This is a genomic window from Streptomyces sp. H27-H1 (genome assembly GCF_026627445.1).
Taxonomy (GTDB): domain Bacteria; phylum Actinomycetota; class Actinomycetes; order Streptomycetales; family Streptomycetaceae; genus Streptomyces.
Map to the genome: position 1 here is coordinate 1 of NZ_JAPNLJ010000034.1, position 24228 is coordinate 24228.

General features: G+C 73.5%; 22 protein-coding genes and 1 tRNA gene. 11 read left to right on the forward strand and 12 right to left on the reverse strand.

Features of this window, described 5'->3' with window-relative positions; translation table 11 throughout:
* Positions 1-160: 160 nt before the first annotated feature.
* From OTB20_RS29495 to OTB20_RS29510, 4 genes are all read right to left on the reverse strand, one after another.
* Positions 161-1375, reverse strand: coding sequence for a thioester domain-containing protein (locus OTB20_RS29495; RefSeq protein ID WP_420716513.1), 1215 nt, complete (start codon positions 1373-1375; stop codon positions 161-163).
* 197 nt (positions 1376-1572) lie between these two features.
* Positions 1573-1980 (reverse strand): single-stranded DNA-binding protein, encoded by a 408-nt coding sequence (locus tag OTB20_RS29500; protein ID WP_267753680.1) that lies wholly within the window; start codon positions 1978-1980, stop codon positions 1573-1575.
* 137 nt (positions 1981-2117) lie between these two features.
* Complete coding sequence (locus OTB20_RS29505; RefSeq protein WP_267822095.1) at positions 2118-3944, reverse strand: GTPase; 1827 nt, start codon at positions 3942-3944, stop codon at positions 2118-2120.
* Between the two features lie 4 nt (positions 3945-3948).
* A complete protein-coding gene (locus OTB20_RS29510) occupies positions 3949-5571 on the reverse strand; it encodes a dynamin family protein (protein ID WP_267822097.1) in 1623 nt (540 codons plus the stop codon).
* 333 nt (positions 5572-5904) lie between these two features.
* Here OTB20_RS29510 and OTB20_RS29515 point away from each other — a divergent pair.
* Positions 5905-5977, forward strand: a tRNA-Arg gene (locus OTB20_RS29515).
* A gap of 61 nt (positions 5978-6038) precedes the next feature.
* Here the strand turns inward: OTB20_RS29515 and OTB20_RS29520 are convergent.
* Positions 6039-6302: a hypothetical protein gene (locus OTB20_RS29520; protein ID WP_267822099.1), complete on the reverse strand. Its 264-nt coding sequence runs from the start codon at positions 6300-6302 to the stop codon at positions 6039-6041.
* A gap of 46 nt (positions 6303-6348) precedes the next feature.
* Between OTB20_RS29520 and OTB20_RS29525 the strand changes: the two genes are divergently transcribed.
* From OTB20_RS29525 to OTB20_RS42555, 4 genes are all read left to right on the forward strand, one after another.
* Positions 6349-7122: a hypothetical protein gene (locus OTB20_RS29525; RefSeq protein ID WP_267822101.1), complete on the forward strand. Its 774-nt coding sequence runs from the start codon at positions 6349-6351 to the stop codon at positions 7120-7122.
* 5 nt (positions 7123-7127) lie between these two features.
* Positions 7128-7820 (forward strand): MMPL family transporter, encoded by a 693-nt coding sequence (locus OTB20_RS29530; RefSeq protein WP_267822103.1) that lies wholly within the window; start codon positions 7128-7130, stop codon positions 7818-7820.
* A gap of 103 nt (positions 7821-7923) precedes the next feature.
* Complete coding sequence (locus tag OTB20_RS42550) at positions 7924-8343, forward strand: hypothetical protein (RefSeq protein WP_324290430.1); 420 nt, start codon at positions 7924-7926, stop codon at positions 8341-8343.
* Positions 8316-9011 carry a metallophosphoesterase gene (locus tag OTB20_RS42555; RefSeq protein ID WP_324290431.1) on the forward strand — a complete coding sequence of 232 codons (696 nt, stop codon included), beginning with the start codon at positions 8316-8318 and terminating at the stop codon, positions 9009-9011. The genes OTB20_RS42550 and OTB20_RS42555 overlap by 28 nt, the downstream gene beginning before the upstream one ends.
* A gap of 82 nt (positions 9012-9093) precedes the next feature.
* On the opposite strand, the gene OTB20_RS29540 is transcribed toward OTB20_RS42555, so the two are convergent.
* The 3 genes from OTB20_RS29540 to OTB20_RS29550 all read right to left on the reverse strand — a co-directional run bounded on the left by OTB20_RS29540 (position 9094) and on the right by OTB20_RS29550 (position 12164).
* Positions 9094-9543 carry a phospholipase gene (locus tag OTB20_RS29540; protein WP_420716514.1) on the reverse strand — a complete coding sequence of 150 codons (450 nt, stop codon included), beginning with the start codon at positions 9541-9543 and terminating at the stop codon, positions 9094-9096.
* Positions 9544-9763: 220 nt separating this feature from the next.
* Positions 9764-10486: a response regulator transcription factor gene (locus tag OTB20_RS29545; RefSeq protein WP_324290432.1), complete on the reverse strand. Its 723-nt coding sequence runs from the start codon at positions 10484-10486 to the stop codon at positions 9764-9766.
* Complete coding sequence (locus OTB20_RS29550) at positions 10479-12164, reverse strand: histidine kinase (RefSeq protein ID WP_267822105.1); 1686 nt, start codon at positions 12162-12164, stop codon at positions 10479-10481. The genes OTB20_RS29545 and OTB20_RS29550 overlap by 8 nt, the downstream gene beginning before the upstream one ends.
* Before the next feature lie 177 nt (positions 12165-12341).
* On the opposite strand from OTB20_RS29550, the gene OTB20_RS29555 reads away from it, so the two are divergent.
* The gene (locus tag OTB20_RS29555; RefSeq protein WP_267822107.1) at positions 12342-12866 is read left to right on the forward strand and encodes a hypothetical protein; all 525 of its coding nucleotides are present in this window, start codon (positions 12342-12344) and stop codon (positions 12864-12866) included.
* Positions 12867-12886: 20 nt separating this feature from the next.
* Here OTB20_RS29555 and OTB20_RS29560 read toward each other — a convergent pair whose 3' ends face one another.
* On the reverse strand, positions 12887-13555 hold the full coding sequence (locus tag OTB20_RS29560; protein ID WP_267822109.1) for a nucleoside deaminase: 669 nt from the start codon (positions 13553-13555) through the stop codon (positions 12887-12889).
* A gap of 21 nt (positions 13556-13576) precedes the next feature.
* On the opposite strand from OTB20_RS29560, the gene OTB20_RS29565 reads away from it, so the two are divergent.
* The 5 genes from OTB20_RS29565 to OTB20_RS29585 all read left to right on the forward strand — a co-directional run bounded on the left by OTB20_RS29565 (position 13577) and on the right by OTB20_RS29585 (position 19647).
* Positions 13577-13990, forward strand: coding sequence for a GNAT family N-acetyltransferase (locus OTB20_RS29565; protein ID WP_267822111.1), 414 nt, complete (start codon positions 13577-13579; stop codon positions 13988-13990).
* Between the two features lie 181 nt (positions 13991-14171).
* Entirely contained in the window at positions 14172-15524 is a 1353-nt protein-coding gene (locus OTB20_RS29570; RefSeq protein ID WP_267822113.1) for a S8 family peptidase, read from the forward strand.
* A gap of 376 nt (positions 15525-15900) precedes the next feature.
* A complete protein-coding gene (locus tag OTB20_RS29575) occupies positions 15901-17193 on the forward strand; it encodes a hypothetical protein (RefSeq protein WP_267822114.1) in 1293 nt (430 codons plus the stop codon).
* 146 nt (positions 17194-17339) lie between these two features.
* The gene (locus OTB20_RS29580) at positions 17340-18359 is read left to right on the forward strand and encodes a WxL protein peptidoglycan domain-containing protein (RefSeq protein ID WP_267822116.1); all 1020 of its coding nucleotides are present in this window, start codon (positions 17340-17342) and stop codon (positions 18357-18359) included.
* A 73-nt stretch (positions 18360-18432) separates the two neighbouring features.
* A complete protein-coding gene (locus tag OTB20_RS29585) occupies positions 18433-19647 on the forward strand; it encodes a hypothetical protein (protein WP_267822118.1) in 1215 nt (404 codons plus the stop codon).
* Positions 19648-19949: 302 nt separating this feature from the next.
* On the opposite strand, the gene OTB20_RS29590 is transcribed toward OTB20_RS29585, so the two are convergent.
* From OTB20_RS29590 to iolB, 3 genes are read right to left on the reverse strand one after another with little or no spacing between them, the layout of a single operon-like run.
* A complete protein-coding gene (locus tag OTB20_RS29590; protein ID WP_267822119.1) occupies positions 19950-21449 on the reverse strand; it encodes a CoA-acylating methylmalonate-semialdehyde dehydrogenase in 1500 nt (499 codons plus the stop codon).
* An 11-nt stretch (positions 21450-21460) separates the two neighbouring features.
* A complete protein-coding gene (gene iolD / locus OTB20_RS29595) occupies positions 21461-23353 on the reverse strand; it encodes a 3D-(3,5/4)-trihydroxycyclohexane-1,2-dione acylhydrolase (decyclizing) (RefSeq protein WP_267822121.1) in 1893 nt (630 codons plus the stop codon).
* Entirely contained in the window at positions 23350-24222 is an 873-nt protein-coding gene (gene iolB / locus OTB20_RS29600; protein WP_267822209.1) for a 5-deoxy-glucuronate isomerase, read from the reverse strand. Before iolB ends, iolD begins: the two co-directional genes overlap by 4 nt.
* Positions 24223-24228 lie beyond the last annotated feature (6 nt).

A 24228-nucleotide genomic window follows, 5' to 3' on the forward strand; every position in this document is an offset into this window, starting at 1 on the left:
GGGTGGCCGGGGGGGTCCGGCGGAGGGAGATCCGGAGCCGGGGCCAGGGCCGGAGCCCGGCTCGTGTCCGGGGCCCCGGCAGGGCTCCGGACAGGTCGGGTGGCGGCCGGGCTCGATCCGGGGGGCGGCCCCTCGTCCCGGCCGGCCTCGGCTCGGGTTCCTACTCCGGGGTCGGTCCGCGTTCCGGGTCGGGGCCGTCTTCCAGGGGGCGCTTGCGGAGGAGCAGGACGACCAGGCCGCCCAGGACGACCAGGCCCACCGCCAGGGAGGCGATCACCGGGGTGGCTGCGGAGCTGCCGCTGGCGGCCAGCCGCTCGTCCGAGGTGTCCGGATCCGCTGCCGGGGCGGCGCCCGATCGCGCGCCCAGCGTCGTGACCTCCGTGCCCGGTGCAGCGGCGTCGACCGGCTGGGCATCGGGGAGCTGCGGCCACTTCGCCGTCGCCGTGGCCACGGTGGAGGACTGGCTGGAGCCGGCCACGATGTGGACCTGCGCCGGGATCCCGCTGGTGAAGACCCGGCCGACCGGTACGCGGGTCGAACCGCGCAGGGTGACCGCGGCGGCGCCGTCCGGCGTCCCCGCCGGCACCTCGAAGTACAGCTTGCCGCCGTTGACGGCGGAGGTGACCGGCAGACCCTGGGCGTCGACCACGCGCACCCCCATGGCCACGGCCGCCGCGTCCGGGGTCACGCTCACGCTCTGCGCACCTGTCCGCACGGTGACCGGTCCGATCCGGGTACCCAGCGGCCCCGATACCTCGCCGGGATCCACCGCGAGCGAGGGCGGCGGTTCCGGCAGCCGTCGCGCCGCCCGCTGGAGGTAGTCGGCCAGCTTCTCCGCCTCCGGGTCGACGGCCTCCACCCGCACTCCCTCGGCCAGCCGCCAGATGGCCACCTGCGTCCCGGCCGCCGCGCTCTGCGCGGTGAGCGCGGCGGCTCCGGCCGCCTTGGCGAGCCCGGCCAGATCGTTCAGCTGGGGGTAGGAGTGCTCCAGGACCCAGCGGATCCGGCTCGCCTCGCCGTTTCCGGCGAGCGGGGTGCCGTTCCACCCGATCTCCGCGTACCGGGCCTGGGGCTGCGCGTTGCCCGAGACGCCGACTCCGTACGTCTGGAGCATGCCGCCGCCGTCGACCCGCATCTCGTACAGCCCGGCCGGGATCTGCCGTACGGTTCCGTCCTTGCCGCGCAGGACGGCCTGGCCGTAGGTCTTCAGCCCGTCCAGGACGGCGCTCGCGCCCTCCGGTGTCCGGGGTGTGCCCGGGCCGGTGTCGGCGGCCGCCACCGCGCCCGGGGCTCCGGCCAGCGCGGCGGCGAGCAGGGCCACCGCGATCGGACGCCGCGCGGAGCCCCGTACGGCCGCGGCGGACTTGGTGCGCAGCGAGGGTGCGCCGCAGGCCTGGGCGGCAGCGGCAGCGGCAACGCCGACCGGAGCGCCGACAACGGCACCGGCAGGAGCGGGGCCGGGAGCGGCGGCAGGAGCGGAGGATGCGGGAACGGCAATCGACACAGTCTTCCCCTTCGGGCCGAAGGCCCAGGTGCCCGTGAGTACCGGGGAATCCTAGCCTCCTCGAACACTCAGACCACCGCCGCCTTCTGAGGGCCCATCAGCGGCACGTCCGTCCTGACGACCCGCCGGAACGCGGCCGTGCCTCGGTTCAGGTCGTGCCCGATGGCGGTCGCGTCGATGTTGGCCGAGAACCACCGGTTGCCCTCCCCGTCGGGCGGATCCTCGCGCACCCGCAGCTTTCCGTGCACCACCAGCGGTTCGCCGACGGAAACGGAGCCTGCGAGGTTCACGGCGAGTCCGCGCCGGGCCCATACCGTGTAGAAGCTCGTGGGCGCGTCCGCCCAGGTCTCCTTCTTCCGGTCGTAGTACCTCGGGGTCACCGCGAATCGGAACCGGGCCGCCGGGCCGCTCGCCGTGTCCTTGTAGTCGATCTGCGTGGCCACGTAGCCCACCAGTGTCACCTGGGTGTCGTTCATCCCGGCCGTCCTTCCGGGGCCCGGAAGGCGCGCTCGACCACGCGCCGCCCCGACCCGCGTTCCGTACCCGTCCGGACCATCCGCACGGGGTAGGAACATGCTGGCCCGGACCGCCGGAACCCGCCGGAGCCTGTGGACTACTGACGGGTTGTGGACAACTTCGCCACCGTCGCGTACTGCTCGCGCACCTCCCGGTAGCGCAGCAGCTCCGCCGCCACCGGCTCCAGCACCCGGGCCCGCCCGCAGCCGGCCGCGGCCTGCCGCAGCCGCCGCTCCGCGTCCTGCCCGTAGCGCCGCGCGGGGCCCCGGGCCCCGATCGAACAGGCCCACTCCACCAGTGGTCCGCCGATGATGCCGGCCACCATCAGCAGGACCGGCGGCATCAGGTTCGGCGGCAGTACCCCGACGATCTGCCCGGCCAGCCACAGGCCGCCGAAGATCTGGAGCAGGGTCATGGCCGCCTGCGCCAGCACCGCCGCCGGCCACCACGAGGGCCGCGGCGGCCGGACGCTGGGCACCGCGACCGCCGACCCGAGGGTCACCGCGATCTCGTCGAGCGCCTGGGGGAGCCCTTCGGCGCCGCGGACCGCGGTCTCCCGTACGGCCTGCGCCCAGGGGTCGGGCAGGCCGAGGACCGCCTCGTTTGCGACGGTGCGCACGGCCTGCTCCACCCGCTGGCGGGCCGTCACCTCTTCCTCGACGGGCGGCTCGAAGGCTGTTTGGGAACGTCCGATCGCCGCCAGGGCGGCGAGCCCGGCCAGTGAGCGGGGGGCGCGCCGGCTCTCGTACCACCGCCAGAGGCGCAGCCACGGCGTGCCGCAGGCCTTTCCGGCATTGCGCCGCCAGGCCCGCTCGGCGGCGAGCCCGGCCGCGAACGCTCCGACCGCTTCGGCGAGCCGGTCCTCGAACTCGGCGCGCGCGGTCTCCCCGATCTCCGGCCCGGCGTGGCCGTCGGCCACGTAGAGCGGCCGCAGGCGGGCCGCGGCCTTGTCCACATCGGCGGAGATGCGGCGGGTCGCGGCGCCCTTCTCCTGGGTGAACTGTCCGAGCATCTCGCGCAGTTCCCCGACGCCTTCACCCGTAAGAGCGGAAATCCCGATGACGGTGGCCCCGGGCTCGCCGTGTTCGCCGAGCGCGATCCCGTCGTCGTCGAGGAGCCGGCGAAGGTCGTCCAGTACGAGGTCGGCGGCTTCTCCGGGCAGCCTGTCCACCTGGTTCAGCACGACGAAGGTCACCTCGGCGTGCCCGGCCAGCGGCCGCAGGTAGCGCTCGTGCAGGACGGCGTCCGCATACTTCTCCGGGTCCACCACCCACACCACGGCGTCGACCAGTGCCAGCACCCGGTCCACGTGGTCGCGGTGGGCCGCGACCGCCGAGTCCAGGTCGGGCAGGTCGACGAGGACCATGCCGCGCAGTGCCTCGGCTTCCGAGGTTTCGCGGGGGCGGCGGCGCAGCCGGCCCGGGATCTCCAGCCGGTCGAGCAGTCCCGCGGCGCCGTCGGACCAGCTGCACGCGATGGGTGCGGCGGTCGTCGGCCTGCGCAGCCCGGTCTCGGAGATCTGCACTCCGGCGAGCGAGTTGAAGAGGGTGGACTTGCCGCTTCCGGTGGCTCCGGCGATGGCGACGACCGTGTGCTGCGCCGACAGTCCGCGGCGCGCGGCCGCCTCGTCCAGCACCCGTCCGGCTTCGGCGAGGGACTTTCCGTCGAGGATCCGCGTCCGGGACAGTCCGATGAGCTGGCGCATCGCTTCGAGGCGGACGCGCAGGGCCTGCGCCTCGGGGCTGAGCGGGGGCGCGGGGGCCCTGCCGCCGTCGCTTCCGGCGCCGGAAACCGCCCGTACCAGTGCTTCGTCGCCCTCTTCGTCACCGCCGGCGGGCCAGTCGTCCTCGCTGGTCCGGGGTCGCGAGCGGGCGATCAGTCCGTCGTCCCAGCGGTCGTCGGTGCGGTCGGTCAGGGCGGTCACCGCGTCACCTCTCCTTCTGCAGTACGGACAGCGCGGCGATCAGCTCGGCCTGGGGTTCGGGGCTCACTTCAAGTGCTTCGATCGGGGCGAGGCGGCGGTCGCGTTCGGCGCGCAGCACCTGGTCGAGGTGTTCGGCGACGAGCTCGCCGCCCCGGTCGCGCAGGCGCACGGCGGCCTGCACTCCGATCCGTTCGGCGAGCTTCTCCCCGGCGGGCCGGGCCCGTTTGCCGCCGAGGAGGGCCGCGACCAGCAGGGCGGCGACCCCGTCGGGGTCGGGTGCGGGCTGCTTGTCGAGCCGCGCTACCTCTTCCTCGGCGAGTTCCTCCAGCACGCGCCGCCAGCGCCGTACGGCCATGCCGATACGTTCCGCCGCTTCGCGGTCGGGGGCGGGCAGGGCCACGGCTCCGGCGGCGGGCTCGCGCCGCCAGGCATCCGCGATGCGTTCGTCGGCGGCGGCGACGGCGCACTGGAGCAGGGCCGCGAGGGAGTCCGCGAGGGAGTCGAGCAGTTCGTCGGCGCTGGTGTCGAGCGGGTAGCCGCGCCAGCGGGTCAGTGCGTCCCCGGCGAGTACGGCGCCCTGGTCCAGGCGGCCCCGGACCCGCTTGCCCTCCCGCTTGTAGGCGTCCTCGACGGCGAAGGTCAGCCGTACGGCGGCGGCGTGCTGGGCCGCGACGGCCGATGCGAGCTCCGGCATCCGCCGGGAGAGGGAGTCGAGTGCGCCGAGCGCGGTGCGCCCGACGGCGTACTGGCGGGCGGCCGGGTCCTGGGCGTGGTGGGCGAGCCAGGCGAACAGGGGGGCCACGGCGCTGGCGGGCAGCAGCCCGCCCCCGCCGGTCGATTCGGGCAGTTCGGGGACGGTGAACCGGGGCACCTCGCCCAGTCCGGCCCGTGTGAGCAGGGCCCCGTACTGCCTGGAGACCTCGGCGAGCACCTGGTGCGGGACCCGGTCGAGGACGGTGACGAGGGTGGCTTTGTACTGCTTGGCGGTGCGCAGGAGGTGCCAGGGGACGGCGTCGGCGTACCGCGAGGCGGTGGTGACCATCACCCAGACGTCCGCGGCACAGATGAGTTCGGCGGCGAGCGTCCGGTTGTCGACCACGAGGGAGTCGATGTCGGGGGCGTCGAGGATGGCGAGGCCGCGGGGCAGGGTGGAGACGGTCTCGATCCGTACTTCGCGGGCGGCTTGCGCGTGCGAGTGCTTGCCGGCCTGCCGGTGGGGGGGCTTCCGGGCGGGCGTGGGGCTGTCCTCGTCGTCCTGGGGATCCCAGACCCGCATCAGGTCGGGCAGCACCCGCATCCCGGCGAACCAGTGGTGGTCATCCGGATGGCAGACGAGGACGGGGGTGCGCGTCGTGGGCCGGAGTACCCCGGCTTCACTCACTTGGCGCCCCACGAGGGAGTTGACGAGGGTGGACTTACCGGCTCCGGTGGACCCGCCGACGACGGCGAGCAGCGGCGCGTCCGGCGCCTTCAGCCGGGGTACGAGATAGTCGTCGAGCTGCGCGAGCAGCTCGGCTCTGGTTTGGCGGGCGCGGGGGGCTCCGGGCAGGGGCAGCGGCAGACGCACGGACGCGACCCGGTCGCGCAGAGCGGACAGGGCATCGAGCAGCTGAGGCCGAACATCCAAGGTCACCACATGCGAAGAATGCCCAATTTAGGAGCATTTTTGAAGCTTATACGTCCTCTGCGCGCCGAGCGCTACTCCAGTAGCGCATCCCGGACAGAGCGGACGAGTGGGGCGCAGGCATAACGAGTGCACAACACCCAGGGCGCCACGGCGCAAAAGCGGTGCGCGAATCGCACCTGCCTGCGATTATCGGGACCGCTTCACCGAACCTCCACATCGTGGCACGCCGGTGAAGCAACCGGGACAAGGCAACCGGAGCCCTATCCTTGACCCCGGCGCGGACCACAGCCCCACCCCCACCCAGGGGCTCCAGGCCACCACAGCCACCTTCCGGCCCCCGTAGCTCAGTGGATAGAGCAGGTGCCTTCTAAGCACTTGGCCGCAGGTTCGAGTCCTGCCGGGGGCACACTTCACGCCCGACCCCGAAGCCCTCCCCCGCGGAGGGCTTTCGTGCAGGTCAGGGGATTTTAGCGGCGGCGACGTAGCGGCGACGTAAGCCCCGGACCCTTGGAGGTCCGGGGTGTCGGACGGTCAGCCGAACGGGCCGCGGCGCTGGACATCACGCGCGCTTCTTCCAGCAGCCCGACCGCCCGCAGGATCTCGCCCTTGCGCGCGGCGGCGATGCCGGCCGCCGCCAGCCGTTCGTACTCGTACAGATCGACTTCGGAGTGGCCGATGTCCATCCGATAGCCGCCGGACGACCACTCCAGGAAGACTCCGCTGCTCGACACCGGTTTCCAGCCCCGGTCTGAGCAACAGCACCGTCAGCAGGGCCCGTTGCTTCGGCGGCCCCAGCTCCAGCGCCTTCGTCCCACGATTGGTCTGCAGCGGTCCGAGAAGACGGAACCGCAGTCGCAACGTAGGTCCGTCGCCCCCCTTGAAGCCGCGCTCGTCCTGCCCGCCTCGCTGGCCCGCCTCGGCCACAAGGCCGCCCGCAAGAACGAGAACACCCGCCCCGAGCAGGGCTGGTGGCACCACACCGCGCTGCGCATGATGCGCCGGCCGCTGCTGTACGGAATCCCGGCGCTGGTGGTGCTGCTGCTGGGGCCGGCCTCGCCTGTACTGGGTCTCACCTTCGGCGTGCCGGGTGCGCAGGTGCTGCCCCGTGACGTGTCCAGCCGGGTGGTCCAGCAGCAGATCCTCGACAACTTCGCCGCTGAGGAAATGAGCGGGAGCAAGGTCCTGCGTACCGACCAGGCCGGGACCGACGCCAACCGGTCCTCGATCGGGGCCACGGCGGCCACCGCGCTGTCCCAAGTCTCCGGCATCCACCAGGTCGACGCCCTCACCGGTTCGTACGCGAAGGGCCAAAAGATCGCCGAACCCGGTGACTCCTCCCGGCGGTTCGCGGGCGAGCGCAGCACCTGGTACTCGATGGTCGCCACGCACCGCACCGTCGCCCAGGACATCGACCGGGCCCACTCCGAGATCCGCTCCGTCGCCGCCAAGGGCGCCGAGCCGGGCTCTGTGAAGGTCGGCGGCTACCCCGCGCCGAGCCGAGCGAGTTCCGCGCCGAGCCGGTCGACTGGCTGCCGCTGGTCTTCGGGCTGATCCTGGTGACCACGTTCCTCGTCCTGTTCCTGATGACCGGCAGCCTGCTCCTCCCGGCGAAGGCCATGCTCCTGAACGCCCTGAGCATGGGCGTGACGTTCGGCGTCCTTGTCTGGATCTTCCAGGAGGGCAACCTGGCCGACCTGTTCGGCTTCACCCCGAGCGGCTCGATCGAGCCCAGCATCCCGATCCTGATGTTCTGCGTGGCCTTCGGCCTCTTCATGGACTACGAGGTCTTCATGCTGTCCCGGATCATGGAGGAGTACGACCTCACCGGCGACAACACGGGCGCGGTGGCCGCCGGCCTGGAGCGCAGCGGCCCGCTGATCACCTCGGCGGCGGTCATCCTCACGGCCTCCGTCGCCACGTACGCCTCGTCCGAGATCGTCTTCCTCAAGACGCTCGGCATCGGCATGGTCGTGGTCATCCTGGTCGACGCCACGCTGATCCGTGCGGTCCTCGTACCGGTCTCCATGCGGCTCGCCGGCAAGGCCAACTGGTGGGCCCCGGGCGCCCCTGCGCGCGTTCCACGACCGGTTCGGCATCTCCGAGTCGTCGGCTCCGGCCGCACCCTCTGCCGCTGCCTCTGCCTCTGCCTCTGCCTCCGGGCAGCCCGACAGGGCAGGGGTCGGCGTTCCCGCCGACCGCGCCTGATCCATCCGGCCCTGGGGAGAGAGACATGCTGGGATTCGGAGTGACGGCGCTCATGCTGGTGGGCTCCGCCGGCGTCCACTACTACCTGTGGATCCGCCTGGTCCGTGACACGACCGGACCGGGGACGTCCGTGCGGCGACTGGCCACGTGGGGGGGGTGGTCCTGTCGGCGCTGCTCGCTCCCGGGACCCGGATCCTCACCCCGCTGTTCGATCCCTCGGACGGAGGTGGTGGCCGGTTCCTGGCGTGGCCCGGCTACACCCTGATCGGAGTGCTGCTCTACCTGCTGCCGACGCTCGTGTTACTCGAACTGCCGCAGGCGCTCGCGCTGCGCACGTGGCGGCGCGCCGAGCAGCAGACGGATGCGACTCCGGTGCCGGCGGCGTCGGCACCGGCCGCCGAGCCCGGGGCGCCGGAGCCGACGGCGCCCGCCCCGGCGGAGGCCGGGGGCCGCCTGGTCGGCCGCCGGCTCTTCCTCGGCCGGGCGGTGGGCACCGCACCCTGGCCGGGGCCACCGCCCTGGGCACCGTGGGCTACGGCATGTCCTCGGCGCTCGGGGATCCGCTGACCAAGCGGGTCCCGGTCACCCTCTCCAAGGTGAACCCGCGCCTGGCCGGTCTGCGGATCGCCGTCGTCAGCGACATCCACCTGGTGACGATCGTCGGCGATCTCGCCGACGGAACGGCGTCCCAGCTGGGGCCTGCGGCCCGGCCGCTGAAGGGGCTCGACTCGCGGTACGGCAGCTTCTTCGTCACCGGGAACCACGAGTACCTCTACGACGGGGTCGAGGACTGGCTGGGCGAACTGCGCAACGTCGGCGTCCGCCCTCTGGTGAACGAACGCGTGGAGATCCGGCACAACGGGGCCTACCTCGACCTGGCCGGGGTCGAGGACCTCGCGGGGGAGGAGTACGGCCGGGGGCCCGACCTCGGGAAGGCCCTGGGCGGGCGGGACCTGTCGCGTCCCGTCGTGCTCCTCGCCCACCAGCCGGTGTTCGCCGACGAGGCCGCCCGGCACGGGGTGGACCTCCAGCTGTCCGGACACACGCACGGCGGGCAGATGTTCCCGCTGACCGCGATCACCGAGCTGGCCAATCCGGTCAACTCCGGGCTCGGCAAGGTGGACGACACCCAGGTGTACGTGACGAACGGGGCGGGCTTCCTCGGCCCGCCGGTTCGGGTCGGCGCCCCGGCGGACATCACCCTGCTGGAACTGCGTTCCCCGCAGCCCTCGTAGCACCGTGCCCCAGGACCGGCCCCGGGGATACCGCTGCCCCCGACCGCCTGGTGCTGCGGGTCCGGGCCGTGGCGGCTCGGGGCTACTCGAAGGCCTTGACGGCCTGGTAGTAGGTCCACGCGGTGCCTTCGCAGGAGGCCTTGCGGGCGCCCGCGTAGCGTGCGCAGACCCGCTTCAGGTCGGAGTGGAACATCTCGTCCAGCCGGGGCTTGACCGCCTGGAACTCCCCCGCCGTCTTGTAGTTGCGGTAGCCGAAGTCGTGCCGGGCGCAGGCCGTCCGGAAGGGGAAGCCGAAGGGGTTGTCCGGAGACGTGGTGCAGTAGTCCGTGGACCAGTCGAAGCCGTACGCACCCCACTCGCCCTGTTTCCCGCGCGCCGCGGCCCAGGCGTCCTGACTGGCAGGGCCCGGCTGCGTCCAGCCGCTCAACACCTGCGGCTTGTCCTGCGGGACCGCGGGGGCCCGCAGGGCCGCGGACGCGGGCGGCGCGAAGGCGAGTACGACCGCCACCGCGCCGGAGGCCAGAGCGGACACCCGGAACTGGAACCGGAACCGGGCCCGGGACCGGGCGGTAGCCGGAGTCGGGGCCGGGGCCGAAGCGGCGGTCGGAGTCGGGGCGGGAGCGGGGCTGCGGCGCACGCACCTCTAACGAGGTCCCCCGCCAACGGTGTCGGGGCGCCGCGCTCGGGAGCCCTCTCCCCATCTCCCTTCCTGGCCCGGCCCCTTCGCCAGGGACAGATCCCTTCGGGCAGGGTCACACGTCGGCGGCGAGCCCGGTCTGGTGGGCGAGGAGGGCTGCCTGGACCCGCCCCGCGCTGCCGGTCTTCTCCAGGATGGAGCCGACGTGCGTCTTGACCGTGCCGATGCCGATGCCGAGCCGGCGGGCGATCTCCAGGTTGGCGAGGCCCGTGCCGAGCAGGGCGAGTACCTCCCGCTCCCGCTCGGTGAGTGCGGCGATCCGCGCGTCGGGACCCGCCGGTGCGGCGACGCGCGGCTCGGCCCCGCCGCCCTGCAGCATCCGGCGGATGACGGTGCCGGTGACGCCCGGCGACAGGACGGCGTCGCCGCTCGCGGCGGACCGTACGGCGCTGATCAGTTCGTCGGGGCCCTCGTCCTTCAGCAGGAACCCGGTGGCTCCGGCCGCGAGGGCGCGCAGCACGTTGTCGTCGTCGCCGAAGGTGGTGAGCACGACGACCTGCGGCGCCGGGTCCAGTGCGGTGAGCGGGCCGATCGCGGCGAGACCGTCGAGTACGGGCATCCGGATGTCGAGGAGGACCACGTCCGGGTGGTGCTCCTCGGCGAGGTCCACGGCCTCGGCCCCGTTGGCGGCTTCGGCGACCACCTCGATGCCGCCGGCGTGCTTGAGGATCATCCGCACGCCGGCCCGGATCATCTGCTCGTCGTCGGCGAGCAGCACCCTCACGATGCCGCCGGTGGTGGCGGCGCCGGGCCCGTCCGGCGCCTGCGGGTCATTCATGTGTGCTCCCGGAGGGGGTGGGCGGGCTGGGCGGGTCGGTGGGCACCACGGGCACCTCTAACGGGGTGATTTGGAGGAGAACGTCCCCGCGGAAACAGTAGCGGGTGAGCTCCAGGCGGTCCCGGCCCACGGGGGCGCGGCTGTACGGGTAGACGCACTCGGTGGCGCCCGCGGGGCGCGGTGGTTCCCGCCCGGCGGCCGCGGCGCGGGCCATCTTCTCGTCGAAGACCCCGGAGGCTTCGGCCTGTTGCCGCGTCATCCCGAGTTCCGGCTGTCTCGGTGGGACGTAGTCCAGCGGCCGGGCGTTGCCGACGAGCTGCAGGCCGTACATCAGGGTGGCTCCGATGCCGGCCAGGCCGAGCAGTCCCGAGGCCGCCTGGGCGAGCGGGATCAGCAGCGGGGCCCGCCTCAGCCGCCGGGCGGCGGAGCCCGCGGGGCCCGGCGTACGGGGCTTCGCGCGTGCGGCGTCGGTCTGCGCCGCCGTCGGGGGGACGGCGGGCAGCCGGGCCCGCACGGTGAAGCCGCCGGCGGGGTCCGGCCCGGCCGCGAGGTCTCCGCCGAGCAGGGCGACGCGCTCGCGCAGCCCGCTCAGGCCCCGCCCGGTGCCGGCCCCGGCCGCGTCGTCGGGGCCCGCGCCGAGGGGTCGCACCGGGGGCCCGTTGACCACGGCGACCGTGACGGAGTCGGCGGTGTGCGCGACCCGCACCCCGACGGGCGCCCCGGCGGCGTACCGGTGCACGTTGGTCAGCGCCTCGCGCACGACGCGGTGCACCGCCCGCCGCACCCGCGCCTCCCGGTCCTGCGTGCCGGGCCCGGTCCACTCGAAGTCGACGGGGACACCGCCGGCCCGGGACTCGGCGACCAGCGCCTCGATGTCGGCGCGGGTCCCGGTGGCATCGGTGAGCGCGTCGGTCCCGGTGTCCCGGGACAGCGGCCCCAGCACCCCGAGCGCCTCGCGCAGCTCGTGCATGGCGTCGCGGGTTGCCTGCCGTACCTGCGCGGCGCTCTCGCGCAGCTCGTCGGAGCCTTCGCCGGCCGGACCGCGCAGGGCCATTTCCAGTCCGCCCGCGTGCAGGGAGATGAGGCTGAGGCGGTGTCCGACCAGGTCGTGCATCTCGGCGGCGATGCGGGAGCGCTCGTGGATGCGGGACTCGCTCTCGGCGAGCCTGCGGTTCTCCTCGGCCGCGGCGGTCCGCTCGCGCAGGGCGGCGAGGAGCCGCTGCTGTTGTCCGGCGGAGGCCCCGAGCAGCCCGGGTACGAGGACGGCGACAGCGGCGAGCACCATGCCGAGGGTGAGCCCGTACTGCCAAGTGCCGAAGCCCTCGCGGTACGCCGAGGCGGCGGCCGTGAGCACGGTGAGCGAGCCGGCCCCGAACAGGACGGCGGCCCGGCGGCCCGCCCCGGCCAGCTGCCGGGAGACCGTGTAGGCGGTCACGGCCATCAGGACGCCGAAGCAGGACATCACCCCGAGCAGGGCTCCCATGCCGAGCAGCGCCGCCTCCGGGTGGCGGCGGCGTACGACGAACAGGGCCAGTGCGACGAGCGTCAGCCCCACCTTGGCGTAGGCGGGCAGGGCGGCGCCGATCTGGCTGATGAGCCCGAACGCCAGCATGACGAGCAGACCCCCGCCGAAGGCCTCGGCGGCGGCCCGGAGCAGCGAGCGGCCCATGGCAGACATATCGATGATTATCCGAGGCCGGACGGGGTCCGGTCATACGCCTCGCGAGGGATCCGGGCCTCTGTCGAAGGGCAGAGCCAGTACTCAGGTATGAGTCGATGTCACTCTTCAGGCAGAGATCCGGTTGGTCCCAGGGAGGGACGCGGACTACGGCCGCCGCCGCGAATACTCATGGACATGAACCGCCGTCCTCTCGTCATCGCCGCCGCCACCGTGGGAGTCCTCGCCACCGCTGCCATCGCCCTGCCCAACCTGCCGACCAACCCCCTGACCGACACGATCAACGACCGGGTGTTCAAGGAGAAGGGCATGCGCTTCGCGACGGCCGCCGACGCTTCGACGCGCGGGGAGCCGACGTGGGTGCTGCCGGACTGGGTGCCCAAGGACGCGACCGATGTGCGAATAAAGGCGCGCACCGACGGTGGGGCGCGGCTGCTGCGGTTCACCCTGGGCGCGACCCCGCTGGACGGCCCGCAATGCTCGGCGGGCACGCCGAGCAAGCGCATGGGGACGGCTCTGGAGGCCAAGTGGTGGCCGGCCGGCACCGGGTCCGAGGAGCGGCCCGAGTGCCGTGGCGCCTACCGGTACCAGGTCACGGTGCGCGGCAAAGAGGTCTTCGCCTGGACCGACGGCACCCCGTCCCCCGAGGTGAGTTCGCAGGACGGCACGCTGGTCCGGCAGGTGTCGGCCACCACTCCCTGACCCGGTCCGCCCGGGGGGTGTCAGCGGCCGGTGCGCAGTTCGCGGGCCACCGAGAGTTCCGTGAGCCTGGTCCAGTGGGGGCGCAGCCAGTCCTCGGGCCCGGTGGCCGTTGGCAGGCCCGCCGGCAGGCTGTCGTGGAAGGCGGTGGTCTCCGGTTCGACGGCCCGGTGGTGTGTCAGGATCCGCGGCTCCCCGGGGCCGTCCGAGGCCGCGGCCACGCTCCGCAGGAACATGGCGTTGGCCGCCAGCAGCCAGTGCGGCCCGCCGGGGTCCGCGGCGGGGTAGGGGTCGGAGCCGGTTCCGTGGCCGCTCGACAGGGCCCATGGGTCCGGGGCCAGATACCGCACCCGCCCGACGCCGGTGAACTCGGCTGCCGCCGTACACATCGAGCACGGCTCCTGGGTGCTCCACAGCGTCGCCGTGCCCAGGTTCCAGCCCGTGCGGGCGGCTCCCAGCGCGTTCATCTCGGCGTGGGCGAGCGGCGTTCCGCGCAGCGGCCCGGTGCCCGGGCCTTCCTCGTAGGCCTCGTTGCGTCCTTCGGCGACCGGCTTCCCGGTGGCGTCCGTCAGGACCGCGCCGACCGCGAGGCCTCCGGCCGCGAGCGCCTCGTAGGCGAGGGCGAGCGCCCTGCGCACCGGCTCCGGCGCAGCATGCCACGCCTCGTCGAAACCCTGCTGCCTGTTTCCCATCCGGCCATTATCGTCACCGCCATGGACATCCGCCCCGCCCGCACCCCGGCCGAACTCCAAGCCGCGGAAGGCCTCTTCGACGGTCCCGCCCGTACGGACTGGTCGCAGCGCTTCCTCGCCGCGCCGGGACACCTCATGCTCATCGCCTACGTGGACGGGGTACCGGCGGGCATGGTCTCCGGCATCGAGATGATCCACCCCGACAAGGGCACCGAGATGTGCCTCTACGAGCTCTCCGTGGACGTGGCCCACCGGCGGCGCGGCATCGGCCGCGCCCTGACCGAGGCGCTCGCCGCCGAGGCCGAGTCACGCGGCTGCTACGGCATGTGGGTGGGCGTCGACACCGACAACGAGGCCGCGCTGTCCACGTACGGAGCAGCCGGCGCCCGCGACGAGGGCGTCTTCAGGATGCTCGGCTGGCCCCTCGCTCCTTAGCGCTGTGTCCGGGAAGGCTGTGGCCCGTCGCGGGATCCGGTACGGCGCCGTGCATCGCATGGCGGAGGAGGGAGTCGACGCGGAGCGTGGGCGCGCCCGCTGCCCCCCGGGGCGGCGTGTCGTGGGGCCAGTCGGCGCACCCTCCGCGCGGTCGGCCCGGGCCTCGCGAAGCATCGGCCATATGACCGCATTCACCGCGCTGATCCCGGCCGCCGCCCTGCTGGCGGCGGCCACCGCCCTGCCGCCGTACGCCGCCCACGCCGCAGCCGCCACCGCCGACGCCCCCACCGCCCCCTACGTCGTCGTCCTCAAGGACGCCGTCACCCGCGCCTCCGCGCACGCCGCCACCCGCGCCCTCGCCGCCGAGGCCGAGGCCGCCGGTGACCGGGTCGGGGCCGTCTACGACACCGCCCTGAGCGGTTTCGCCGTACGCACCACCGCCGCCCGCGCCGCCGAACTCGCCGCCGATCCCCGGGTGGCGTCCGTGGAGCCCGATGCGGTCTTCCGGATCAGCGACCCGCCGGCCGGCCACGCGACGGGCGACGACATCGCCGTCGGCGGCACCGGAGCCGACGGCTCCCCGGTCGGGGGCACCCCCGTCGACGACACAGAGGCAGCCCGCTCCCCGGCCGGCGACACCCCCCTCGACGAGGCCGCCGCCGCGCCCCTGGTGCAGGCTCCCGCGCCCTGGTCCCTGGACCGGCTCGACCAGAGCGAGCTGCCGCTCGACGGCTCGTACACGTACCCGGCCAAGGCCGAGGGGGTCACCGCGTACATCGTGGACACCGGGATCAACACCCTGCACCAGGAGTTCGGCGGCCGGGCCCGCTGGGGCGCCAACGCGGTGTTCATGGAGGGCGCCACGGACTGCAACGGCCACGGCACGCACGTCGCGGGGACCGTCGGCGGAGCCACGTACGGGGTGGCCAAGGGTGTTTCGCTCGTCGCCGTGAAGGTGGCGGACTGCCGCGGTGACGCGAGCTTGTCGGCCATCACGGGCGGTATCGAGTGGATGGTGAAGGACGCCCTCAAGTCGCCCGCCACCCCGGCCGTGGCGAACATGAGCCTGGGCGGCGGCCACAGCTTCGCCCTGAACCGGGCGGTCGCGCGGGCGGTCGCGTCCGGGATCACCTTCGCCGTGGCCGCGGGCAACTCCGCCGAGAACGCCTGCACCGGCTCCCCCGCCGGCGTCCCGCAGGCCCTCACCGTGGGCGCGACGGACGCGCAGGACCGGCGTGCTTCCTTCTCCAACTACGGTGCCTGCGTGGACCTCTCCGCTCCCGGCGTGGGCGTCACCTCGGCCTGGAAGGGCTCCGCCACGGCCGCCGCCCGCGCCTCCGGCACCTCGATGGCGGCCCCGCACGCGGCGGGCGCCGCCGCGCTGGTGCTGGCGCGCGGACTGGCGGCCGGCGGCCCCCGCAAGACGCCCGCACAGGTGGCCGGAACTCTCGTACGGGACTCCGTTCGGGACCGGATCACCGCCCTGCCGGCCGGGACACCGAACCTGCTGCTGCACGTGCCGGCCGACAAGTAGCCCGTACGGGGCCCTCCGCCCGCAGCGCCTCCCCGGCCCCTGCGGGCGGCTGCCGAACCCCGGCGCCTGCCCGGCCCGCCCCCCGCTCCCGCCCCCGGCGAGTTCCCGCAGAAGCCCAGGTCGGACCGGGGGCCGGGACCGCCTGCGAACCGCCTGCGAACCCCACCCGCCCCACCCGCCCTGCCCACCGGCCGGCAGGTATCCACCCCCGCGCACCACCCGGCCTGATGGCACATCAATTTCTGTGTGCTTCGGGCGAAAGCAAGTCATTGACTTCTCATCACCGCGACGCGTCAATGTCGGCCACCGCACCGGCTCGACCTCCCCCACACAGCGGGTGGGGGGAGGGTTCGTATGACGAAGGAGTCGCGACCCAGTGAGTACAACGTTTCGACGAAGAGTTCTGGCCGGGGCGGGCGCTCTGTCCCTGGCCCTGACGGGCGCCGTGGTGGGCCTGTCGGGCACCGCACAGGCCGCGACCAAGACGACGCCCGTCCCGATGGACTGCGTTGCCCCTCCGCCCCAGGCAGGTGGTTCGGGCAACCAGAACTTCACCATCACCCTGCCCGACGGCGCCAAGGCCGGCGACGTGGTCCCGATCACCATCGACCCGGGTGCGAGCCCGGTCATCCCCGGTTTCTCGGTGACGACCACGAACGTCTCCAAGATCAGCCTGAAGGTCGGGTCCTCCGTCCAGACGGTGGTCAGCCCGCCCGAGACGGTCGACGTGGTGGCCGGGCAGGCACTCGACCCGAAGGCCTTCTCCGGCACCATCAAGATCCCGGACGGCAGCGAGGGCACCACGGTCACGGTGGCCCTGGACCTGTCGGTGACGGACGCGAGCCTCATGGGCTCGGTCTTCACCACCACCTGCACCCCGAACCCGCGCCCGAGCGCCTCGCTCGGCTCGGTGGCCGTGGAGGCCCTGCCGAAGGACCCGATCACCACCAAGCTGTCGCCCAACAGCGGCGAGGCGGGCCAGGAGGTCGTCGTCACGGGCGCCAACTTCCCGGCGGGCGCGGTCACCTGCTCCGCGCTCAAGAACGGCACGGCCACGGGCGAGACCGGTAGCGGCACGGCCACCGCGGCCGGCGTCGCGACCTGCAACATCACCGTGAACCTGCCTGCCGACAAGATCCGGATCGACGGTTCGATCCTCCCGTACAAGGACTACGTCTTCATCGCTCAGCAGCCGGGTGTGCAGAACCCGGTCGACGTAGAGGTCCTGCCCGGCCCGCTGGCCATCGGCCCGCAGGCGGGCAACCCCGCCGTCAGCTTCGGCTCGGTCACCATCAACGGCAAGTCCCAGTCGGTCGTGGGCCAGTTCACCGCCATGGCCGTCCAGGACTTCCGCGGGGGGACCCTCGGCTGGGACGTCTCGGCGACCCGGACGCCGTTCCTGAACTCGGTCACCGGCCACTCCATGGCCACGGCGCAGATCGGCATCCAGCCGACCTGCAAGGTGACCAACCCGGACAGCCCGAGCCCCTGCACCGCCGGTGCGCCCGGTGCGATCTCCGACGTCCCGATGAAGGTCGCCTCGGCGGCCGCGGGCGGGGACAACCTGACCGGTGGCGAGTTCGAGGTCGGCGGAGCCGGAATGATCCAGCTCCCGCCGTTCATGTTCGCGGACACCTACCAGTCGGTCGTCACCTTCTCGATCGCCTGACCCGTACGACCCCGCTCCACCCTTCCGCGCACCACCCTTCCGCGCACCACCCTTCCGCGCACCACCCTTCCTCAGCCCCCGCTCCCCGCCTCCCCGGCACCCCCGGCGCTCCCCCTTCCCCGTCCGGCCCGACTGGAGAACCGCCCATGCGCACCCGCACCCTCCTCCTCGGCCTGCTCCTCGGCCTCACCGCCCTGCTGCTCCCGGCCCTCCCCGCGACGGCCGCGGACAACGGCACCTGGGGCGTCTTCCCGACGCCCGCAGCCGGTGCGGCGATGACCGACCGCGCGTACTTCTTCCACCAGGGCGAGGCCGGCACCACCATCAGCGACAGCGCCACGATCGTGAACTCCTCCGACAAGGAGCTGACGTTCCAGATATTCGCCACGGACGCCGTCAACACCCCGGTGGGCGGCGGCTTCGCGCTGCTGCCGGTCGAGACGAAGCCCAAGGACCTCGGCACGTGGGTGGCTCTGCCGCCCGAGACCAGGGCCACCGTCACCGTGCCGCCCAAGGGCCGCAAGGACTTCCCGTTCTCCGTGAAGGTCCCGGCGGACGCGACGCCCGGTGACCACGTGGGCGGGATCGTCGCCCTCAACACCGCCGTGGAGGGCATCCAGCAGGAGGGCAAGGTCCAGGTCGGGGTGAAGCGCCAGGTCGGAGCCCGGCTGTACTTCCGGGTTCCGGGGCCGGTGACCCCGGGGCTGAGCGTGGAGGACGTGAAGGTCAGCCGGGCGGCTCCGCTGCTGCCCTGGGTCAAGGACGCCCGCGCCAAGATCACGTACTCCCTGGTCAACCGGGGCAACGTGGTCGTCGAGCCGAAGGTGAAGGTCTCCGCCGAGGGGCTGTTCGGCCGCCGGGTGCTGGACCGGCCGGCCCGCGAGCTGCGGCTCGTCCTGCTGCCCGGCCAGCGGATCGAGCTGACCGAGGACTGGGCGGACGCACCCCAGTCGGACTGGGTCGACGTCGACATCACCGCCTCCGCCTCGGCCTACCCCGGCCTCTCCTCCTCTTCCGCTACGGAGTTCCTCGCCGTGCCGTGGCCCGCGCTCGGCGTCCTCCTGGTGCTGGCCGGAGCCGCCATCGCCGCCCGGGTGCTGCGCCGGCGCCGCCACGCATCCTCCGAACAGCCGGAACCGGCGACGGACTTGGCTGAAGCGTGCTGATCGGTAAAGGTGTCCCCCAGGCGGCGGCATTCGGCCATCGCCTGGCAGGGGCAGGCGCCTGGAGGCACCACGCATGGCACGACAGCACGGCGAAGAGGAGCCCGGCCGGCCGGCGCACGAAAGCGTCCCCGCAGGCCGGGCGGCGGACCCCGCCGCCGCGGGGATCGGGCTGCTGGCCCTCGTCGAGCGGACGCTGGGCGCCGGTACCGCGGTGTACGTTCCCGGGGACGGCTGGATCCGGCTGACGCTCCCGCTCGACGACGGCGGTCCGGCCCCGGTCACGGTGGACGTGATCGCGGACACCCGGCGGGCCCCGCGCGGGATCGTGTACCTCCTGCCGGGCGGCGGACTGAACTTCTGCTCCGACTTCTTCACCCCGGCCTCCCGGAACCTCGCCCACCGGCTGCGCCGCGACGGCCTGCTCGTCGTCGGCGTCTCCCCGCGCGAGGACGCCGCGACGGCGGCCGACGTCGGCCCGGACTGGGGTCTCGCCGCGCACCGCCGGGACCTGGCCGCGGTCGTGGAGGCGCTGGACGGGGCTCTCGGGCTGCCGTACCAGTACCTCGGCCACTCCGCCGGGGCCCTCCTCGCCCTGGACGCGGCCTCGCACGACGACTCGCCCCGGCTGACCCGGGTGGTGGCCCTGGACGCGACCGGCCCCTACTCCGGCGACCTGGCCGTACGGGCGGCCCAGACCCGGGACGCGTACGAGGCCCAGCTCGCACGGGGCACGCGTGCGACGGACCCGGGCCTGGCGGCGATCCTCGCCCGGGCCGTCACCGACCCGGCGGCCCCCTCCCCCGCGCCCTGGCCCCCGGACCCGGGGCTCCGCTTCACCAACGCCGGGCTCGCCCACTACATGCTGGTCCGCACCTCGCTGATGCCCGGCCCGGCGAACTGGATCTACACCCAGGGCCACAGCGCGGGTTCCTACACCTTCGGGGCCACACCGGACCAGGACCGCTTCAGCCTCACCCACACCCCGCTCACCACCTGGCACGCGGCGGCCTCGGCCCTGGGCAGCGGGCTGATCCCGGCCGCCCTCACCCGGGACCTGGCCGCGGTCTGGGCGGGCGACGAGAAGACGTACGCGATCGACTGGGCGCGGATCTCCGCAGAAGTGCTCTGGATCAACACCGAGCTGGGGCGCGGCGACCACGCGCGGGGCGCCCGGCTGATCCGGGCGGGCGGCAACCGGCGGGTCCGCTTCACCGTCCTTGCGGGCTACGGGCACGGCGACCCCGTCTGGTCGCAGACGGCTCCGGAGGACGTCTGGTCGCTGCTCTAGTGCTGTGGCCGGGAAGGTTTGCCGGGTCGCGGTGTCTGGTGTGGTGCATCGCAAGGCGGAGGACCACGACCCGTACTGGACGTACCGGCGTGGTCCGACAAAGCAGGGGGCGCCTCCCAGCGGTAGCTGGGGGAGAGGTGCCGTGCCGGGCGCCGCGACGCGGTGAACCTTTCCGCTCACAGCACTAGCCGGCCCGCACCCGGGGCGGAAACGGAGCTCGCCCCCCGCGGTGAGGGTTGCGGGGGGCGAGCGGTCCTACGAGGCGTGCGACCGGCTGGGTGCGCGCCGGCCGGCGACTGGGGTCAGTGGTTCCGGGGGAACCCGAGGTCCACGCCGCCCGGGGCGTCCGACGGGTCGGGCCAGCGGGTCGTGACGACCTTGCCCCGGGTGTAGAAGTGGATGCCGTCGTTGCCGTAGACGTGGTGGTCGCCGAAGAGCGAGTCCTTCCAGCCACCGAAGGAGTGGTAGCCCACCGGCACGGGGATCGGCACGTTGACGCCGACCATGCCCGCCTCGATCTCCAGCTGGAAGCGGCGGGCGGCGCCGCCGTCGCGGGTGAAGATGGCGGTGCCGTTGCCGAACGGCGAGGCGTTGATGAGCGCCACGCCCTCCTCGTAGGTCTCGGCGCGCAGCACGCACAGCACCGGGCCGAAGATCTCGTCGCGGTAGGCGTCGGAGTCGGTCTTGACGTTGTCCAGCAGCGAGAGGCCGATCCAGTGGCCGTTCTCGTTGCCCTCCACCGTGTAGCCGGTGCCGTCCAGGACCACGTCGGCGCCCTGTGCGGCCGCGCCCGTCACGTACGAGGCGACCTTGTCGCGGTGGGCGGCGGTGATCAGCGGGCCCATCTCGGAGAGCGGGTCGTTGCCGGGGCCGATCTTGATCTTCTCGGCGCGCTCGCGGATCTTCTCTACGAGGGTGTCGCCGATGGCGCCGACGGCGACGACGGCCGAGATGGCCATGCAGCGCTCGCCGGCCGAGCCGTAGGCGGCCGAGACCGCGGCGTCGGCGGCGGCGTCCAGGTCGGCGTCGGGCAGCACCAGCATGTGGTTCTTGGCGCCGCCCAGGGCCTGCACGCGCTTGCCGTTGGCGGAGGCGGTGGTGTGGATGTGGCGGGCGATCGGGGTCGAGCCGACGAAGGAGACGGCCGCGATGCCGGGGTGCGCGAGCAGGGCGTCGACGGCGACCTTGTCACCGTGGACCACGTTCAGCACGCCCGCCGGCAGACCGGCCTCGCTCGCCAGCTGCGCCAGCAGCGTGGAGGCCGAGGGGTCCTTCTCGCTCGGCTTGAGGATGAAGGTGTTGCCGCAGGCCACGGCCAGCGGGAACATCCACATCGGCACCATCGCCGGGAAGTTGAACGGGGTGATGCCCGCGACCACGCCGATCGGCTGGCGGATCGAGGAGACGTCCACGCGGCTGGACACCGAGGTGGACAGCTCGCCCTTGAGCTGCACGGTGATCCCGCAGGCCAGCTCGACGATCTCCATGCCGCGGGCGACCTCGCCCAGCGCGTCGGAGTGCACCTTGCCGTGCTCGGCGACGATCAGGTCGGCGATGGCGTCGCGGTTGGCGTCCAGCAGGGCGCGGTAGGCGAACAGCACCTTGGTGCGGGCGGCCAGGGAGGACTGCCCCCAGGTCAGGAACGCCTCCTTGGCGACCGCTACGGCCGAGTCGACCTCGTCGGCGGACGCGAGGGCCACCTGCGTGGTGACCTCGCCGGTGGCCGGGTCGGTGACCGGGCCGTAGTTGCCCGACGCGCCCTCGACGGTCTTGCCACCGATCCAGTGGTTGACGGTCTTCATGCCTGACTCCTTCAAAGATGGCGACGTCGCTGCGCGGCTTGCCGGTCGTACTCTTCGCGGGCTCGGGCCGCTTCCGCACGGGTCGCGGTCTCGGCCACAGGAACATCCCACCATGCCTGTGCCGGGGGCGGGCCCGACACAGTGTCGGGTGTTCGGGTCTGTGCGTAGACACATGTGGGACGCATCGACGCCCGCGCCTGGGCGAGGGCTTTGCGCAGGTCACCGATGGTGCGGGCGCGGATTACGGCCATCCCGAGAGAGGCCGCGTTGGCCGCCAGGTCCACGGGGAGGGGCGCACCGCTGTACGAACCGTCCGCCGCCCGGAAGCGGTACGCGGTGGCGAACCCCTCGGCGCCCACCGCGTCCGAGAGGCCGCCGATCGAGGCGTATCCGTGGTTGTCGAGGATCACCACCTTGACCGGGATCCCCTCCTGCACGGCGGTGACGATCTCGGTCGGGTTCATCAGGTACGTCCCGTCGCCGACGAGCGCCCACACCGGCCGGCCGGGCGCCGCCAGCGCGGTGCCGATCGCGGCGGGGATCTCGTAGCCCATGCAGGAGTAGCCGTACTCGACGTGGTACTGGTCGGCGGAGCGGGCCCGCCACAGCTTGTGCAGGTCCCCGGGGAGCGAGCCGGCGGCATTGATCAGGATGTCGTCACCGTCGACGAGGCCGTCCAGCAGGCCCAGCACCTGTGCCTGCGTCGGGACGGCGTCCTCGTCGGGAGCGGCGTAGGCCCGGTCGACCAGCCGCTCCCACGCCCTCTTCCCTTCTTTGTACGCCGCCTCGTACGCGGGGTCCACCCGGTAACCGGCGACCTCGGCCGCAAGTTCTTCAAGGCCCTCCCGCGCATCGCAGACCAGCGGGCGGGCGGCGAGTTTGTGTGCGTCGTACGGGTCGAGGTTGAGCCCGAGGAACCGCACGCCGGGGTGCTGGAACAGCGTCGCGGAGGCGGTGGTGAAATCGGTGAGCCGGGTGCCGGCGGCGATCACCAGGTCGGCCTCGCGGGCCAGCGCGTCGGCGGTGGCCGTGCCGGTGTGCCCGATCCCGCCCACGTCGGCGGGGTGGTCCCACGGCAGGGCCCCCTTGCCCGCCTGGGTGACGGCCACCGGGATGCCGGTGGCCTGCGCGAGCTCCGCCAGCGCCGCCCCCGCCCCGCTGTGCCGGATCCCGCCGCCGGCGATGATCAGCGGCCGCGCGGAGTCCCGTACGGCCCGGGCGGCGGCCGCCAGCTCGGTCCGGTCGGGCCGGGGCCGGCGTACGCCCCAGACCCGCTCGGCGAAGAACTCCTGCGGCCAGTCGTACGCCTCGGCCTGTACGTCCTGCGGCAGCGCGAGGGTGACGGCCCCGGTGCTCACGGGGTCGGTGAGGACCCGTACGGCCTGCAGGGCGGCGGGGATCAGGGCCTCGGGGCGGGTGATCCGGTCGAAGTACCGGGAGACGGGGCGCAGCGTGTCGTTGACGGAGACATCACCCGCATGGGGGGGCTCCAGCTGCTGGAGCACGGGGTCGGCGGGACGGGTCGCGAAGGCGTCCCCGGGCAGCAGGAGCACGGGGATCCGGTTGATGGTGGCGAGGGCGGCCCCGGTGACGAGGTTGGTCGCGCCCGGACCGATGGAGGTGGTGACGGCGTGCGCGGACAGCCGCCCGCTCTGCCGCGCGTACCCGACGGCGGCGTGCACCATGGCCTGCTCGTTCCTGCCCTGCAGGAACGGCATCTCCTCCCGGCCGCTCTCCAGCAGGGCCTGGCCGATCCCGGCGACGTTCCCGTGCCCGAAGATCCCCCAGGTGGCGGCGATCAGCCGGTGGCGGTGGCCGTCGCGCTCGGTGTACTGGCGGGAGAGGAAGCGGACGAGGGCCTGCGCGACGGTGAGCCGGACGGTCCCGGTACCGGTCTGTGTCATGCGGGGTCCTCCGCTCGGGGGAAGGGCAGCCGGGGGTCGATGTCCCGGCCGGTCCAGGTGGAGCGGATCCACCCGTGGTCGGGGTGGTCCCGGATGAGCCACTCCCGGGTCCCGCCGGGTCCCGCCATGACGTTGAGGTAGTACATGTCGTGGCCGGGCGCGGCGATGGAGGGGCCGTGCCAGCCGTCCGGGATGAGAACCGCGTCGCCGGTCCTCACTTCGGTGAGGATGTCGGTCTTCCCCGCCGGGGAGGGGCTGACACGCTGGTAGCCGAGGCCGGGCGTGTTCCCGTGCGGGGCGATCTCGTAGTAGTAGATCTCCTCCAGCCGGGACTCCACTCCGGGGTGGTGCTCGTCGTGCTTGTGGGGCGGGTAGGAGGACCAGTTTCCGCCGGGCGTGAGCACCTCCACGGCGATGAGCCGGTCGCAGGCGAAGGCGTCGGCGGCGGCGAAGTTGTTGACCTGGCGGGAGCACTGTCCGGCTCCGCGGAGCTCTACGGGCACCTCGGCGGCGGCCCCGTACCGGGCAGGGAAACGCTGCTCGCACCGGGCGCCGACCAGCGCGAAGCGGCCGCCGGCGGGGGAGGTGACCTCGGCGTGGCCGTCCCGGGGAAGGTAGGCGAAGTCGGTCGGACCGTCGAACACCCCGGCCCGCCCCCGCAGTCGGAAGACCTGCGGTCCGCTCCCGGGGGAGCGGGGGCTGGGGGCTGTGCCCCCGGTTTCGGGAAGGGGCGGGGCGGGGAACGGCTCCGCGCAGCGGACCTCGCACGCGCCCGAGAGCGGGAGCACGATCCACTCCGACTCCCCGCACGGGTGTGCGTACACCTCCCCCGGTTCGAGGCCGAGCACGAGCAGCCTCGTCCAGTCCATCGCCCA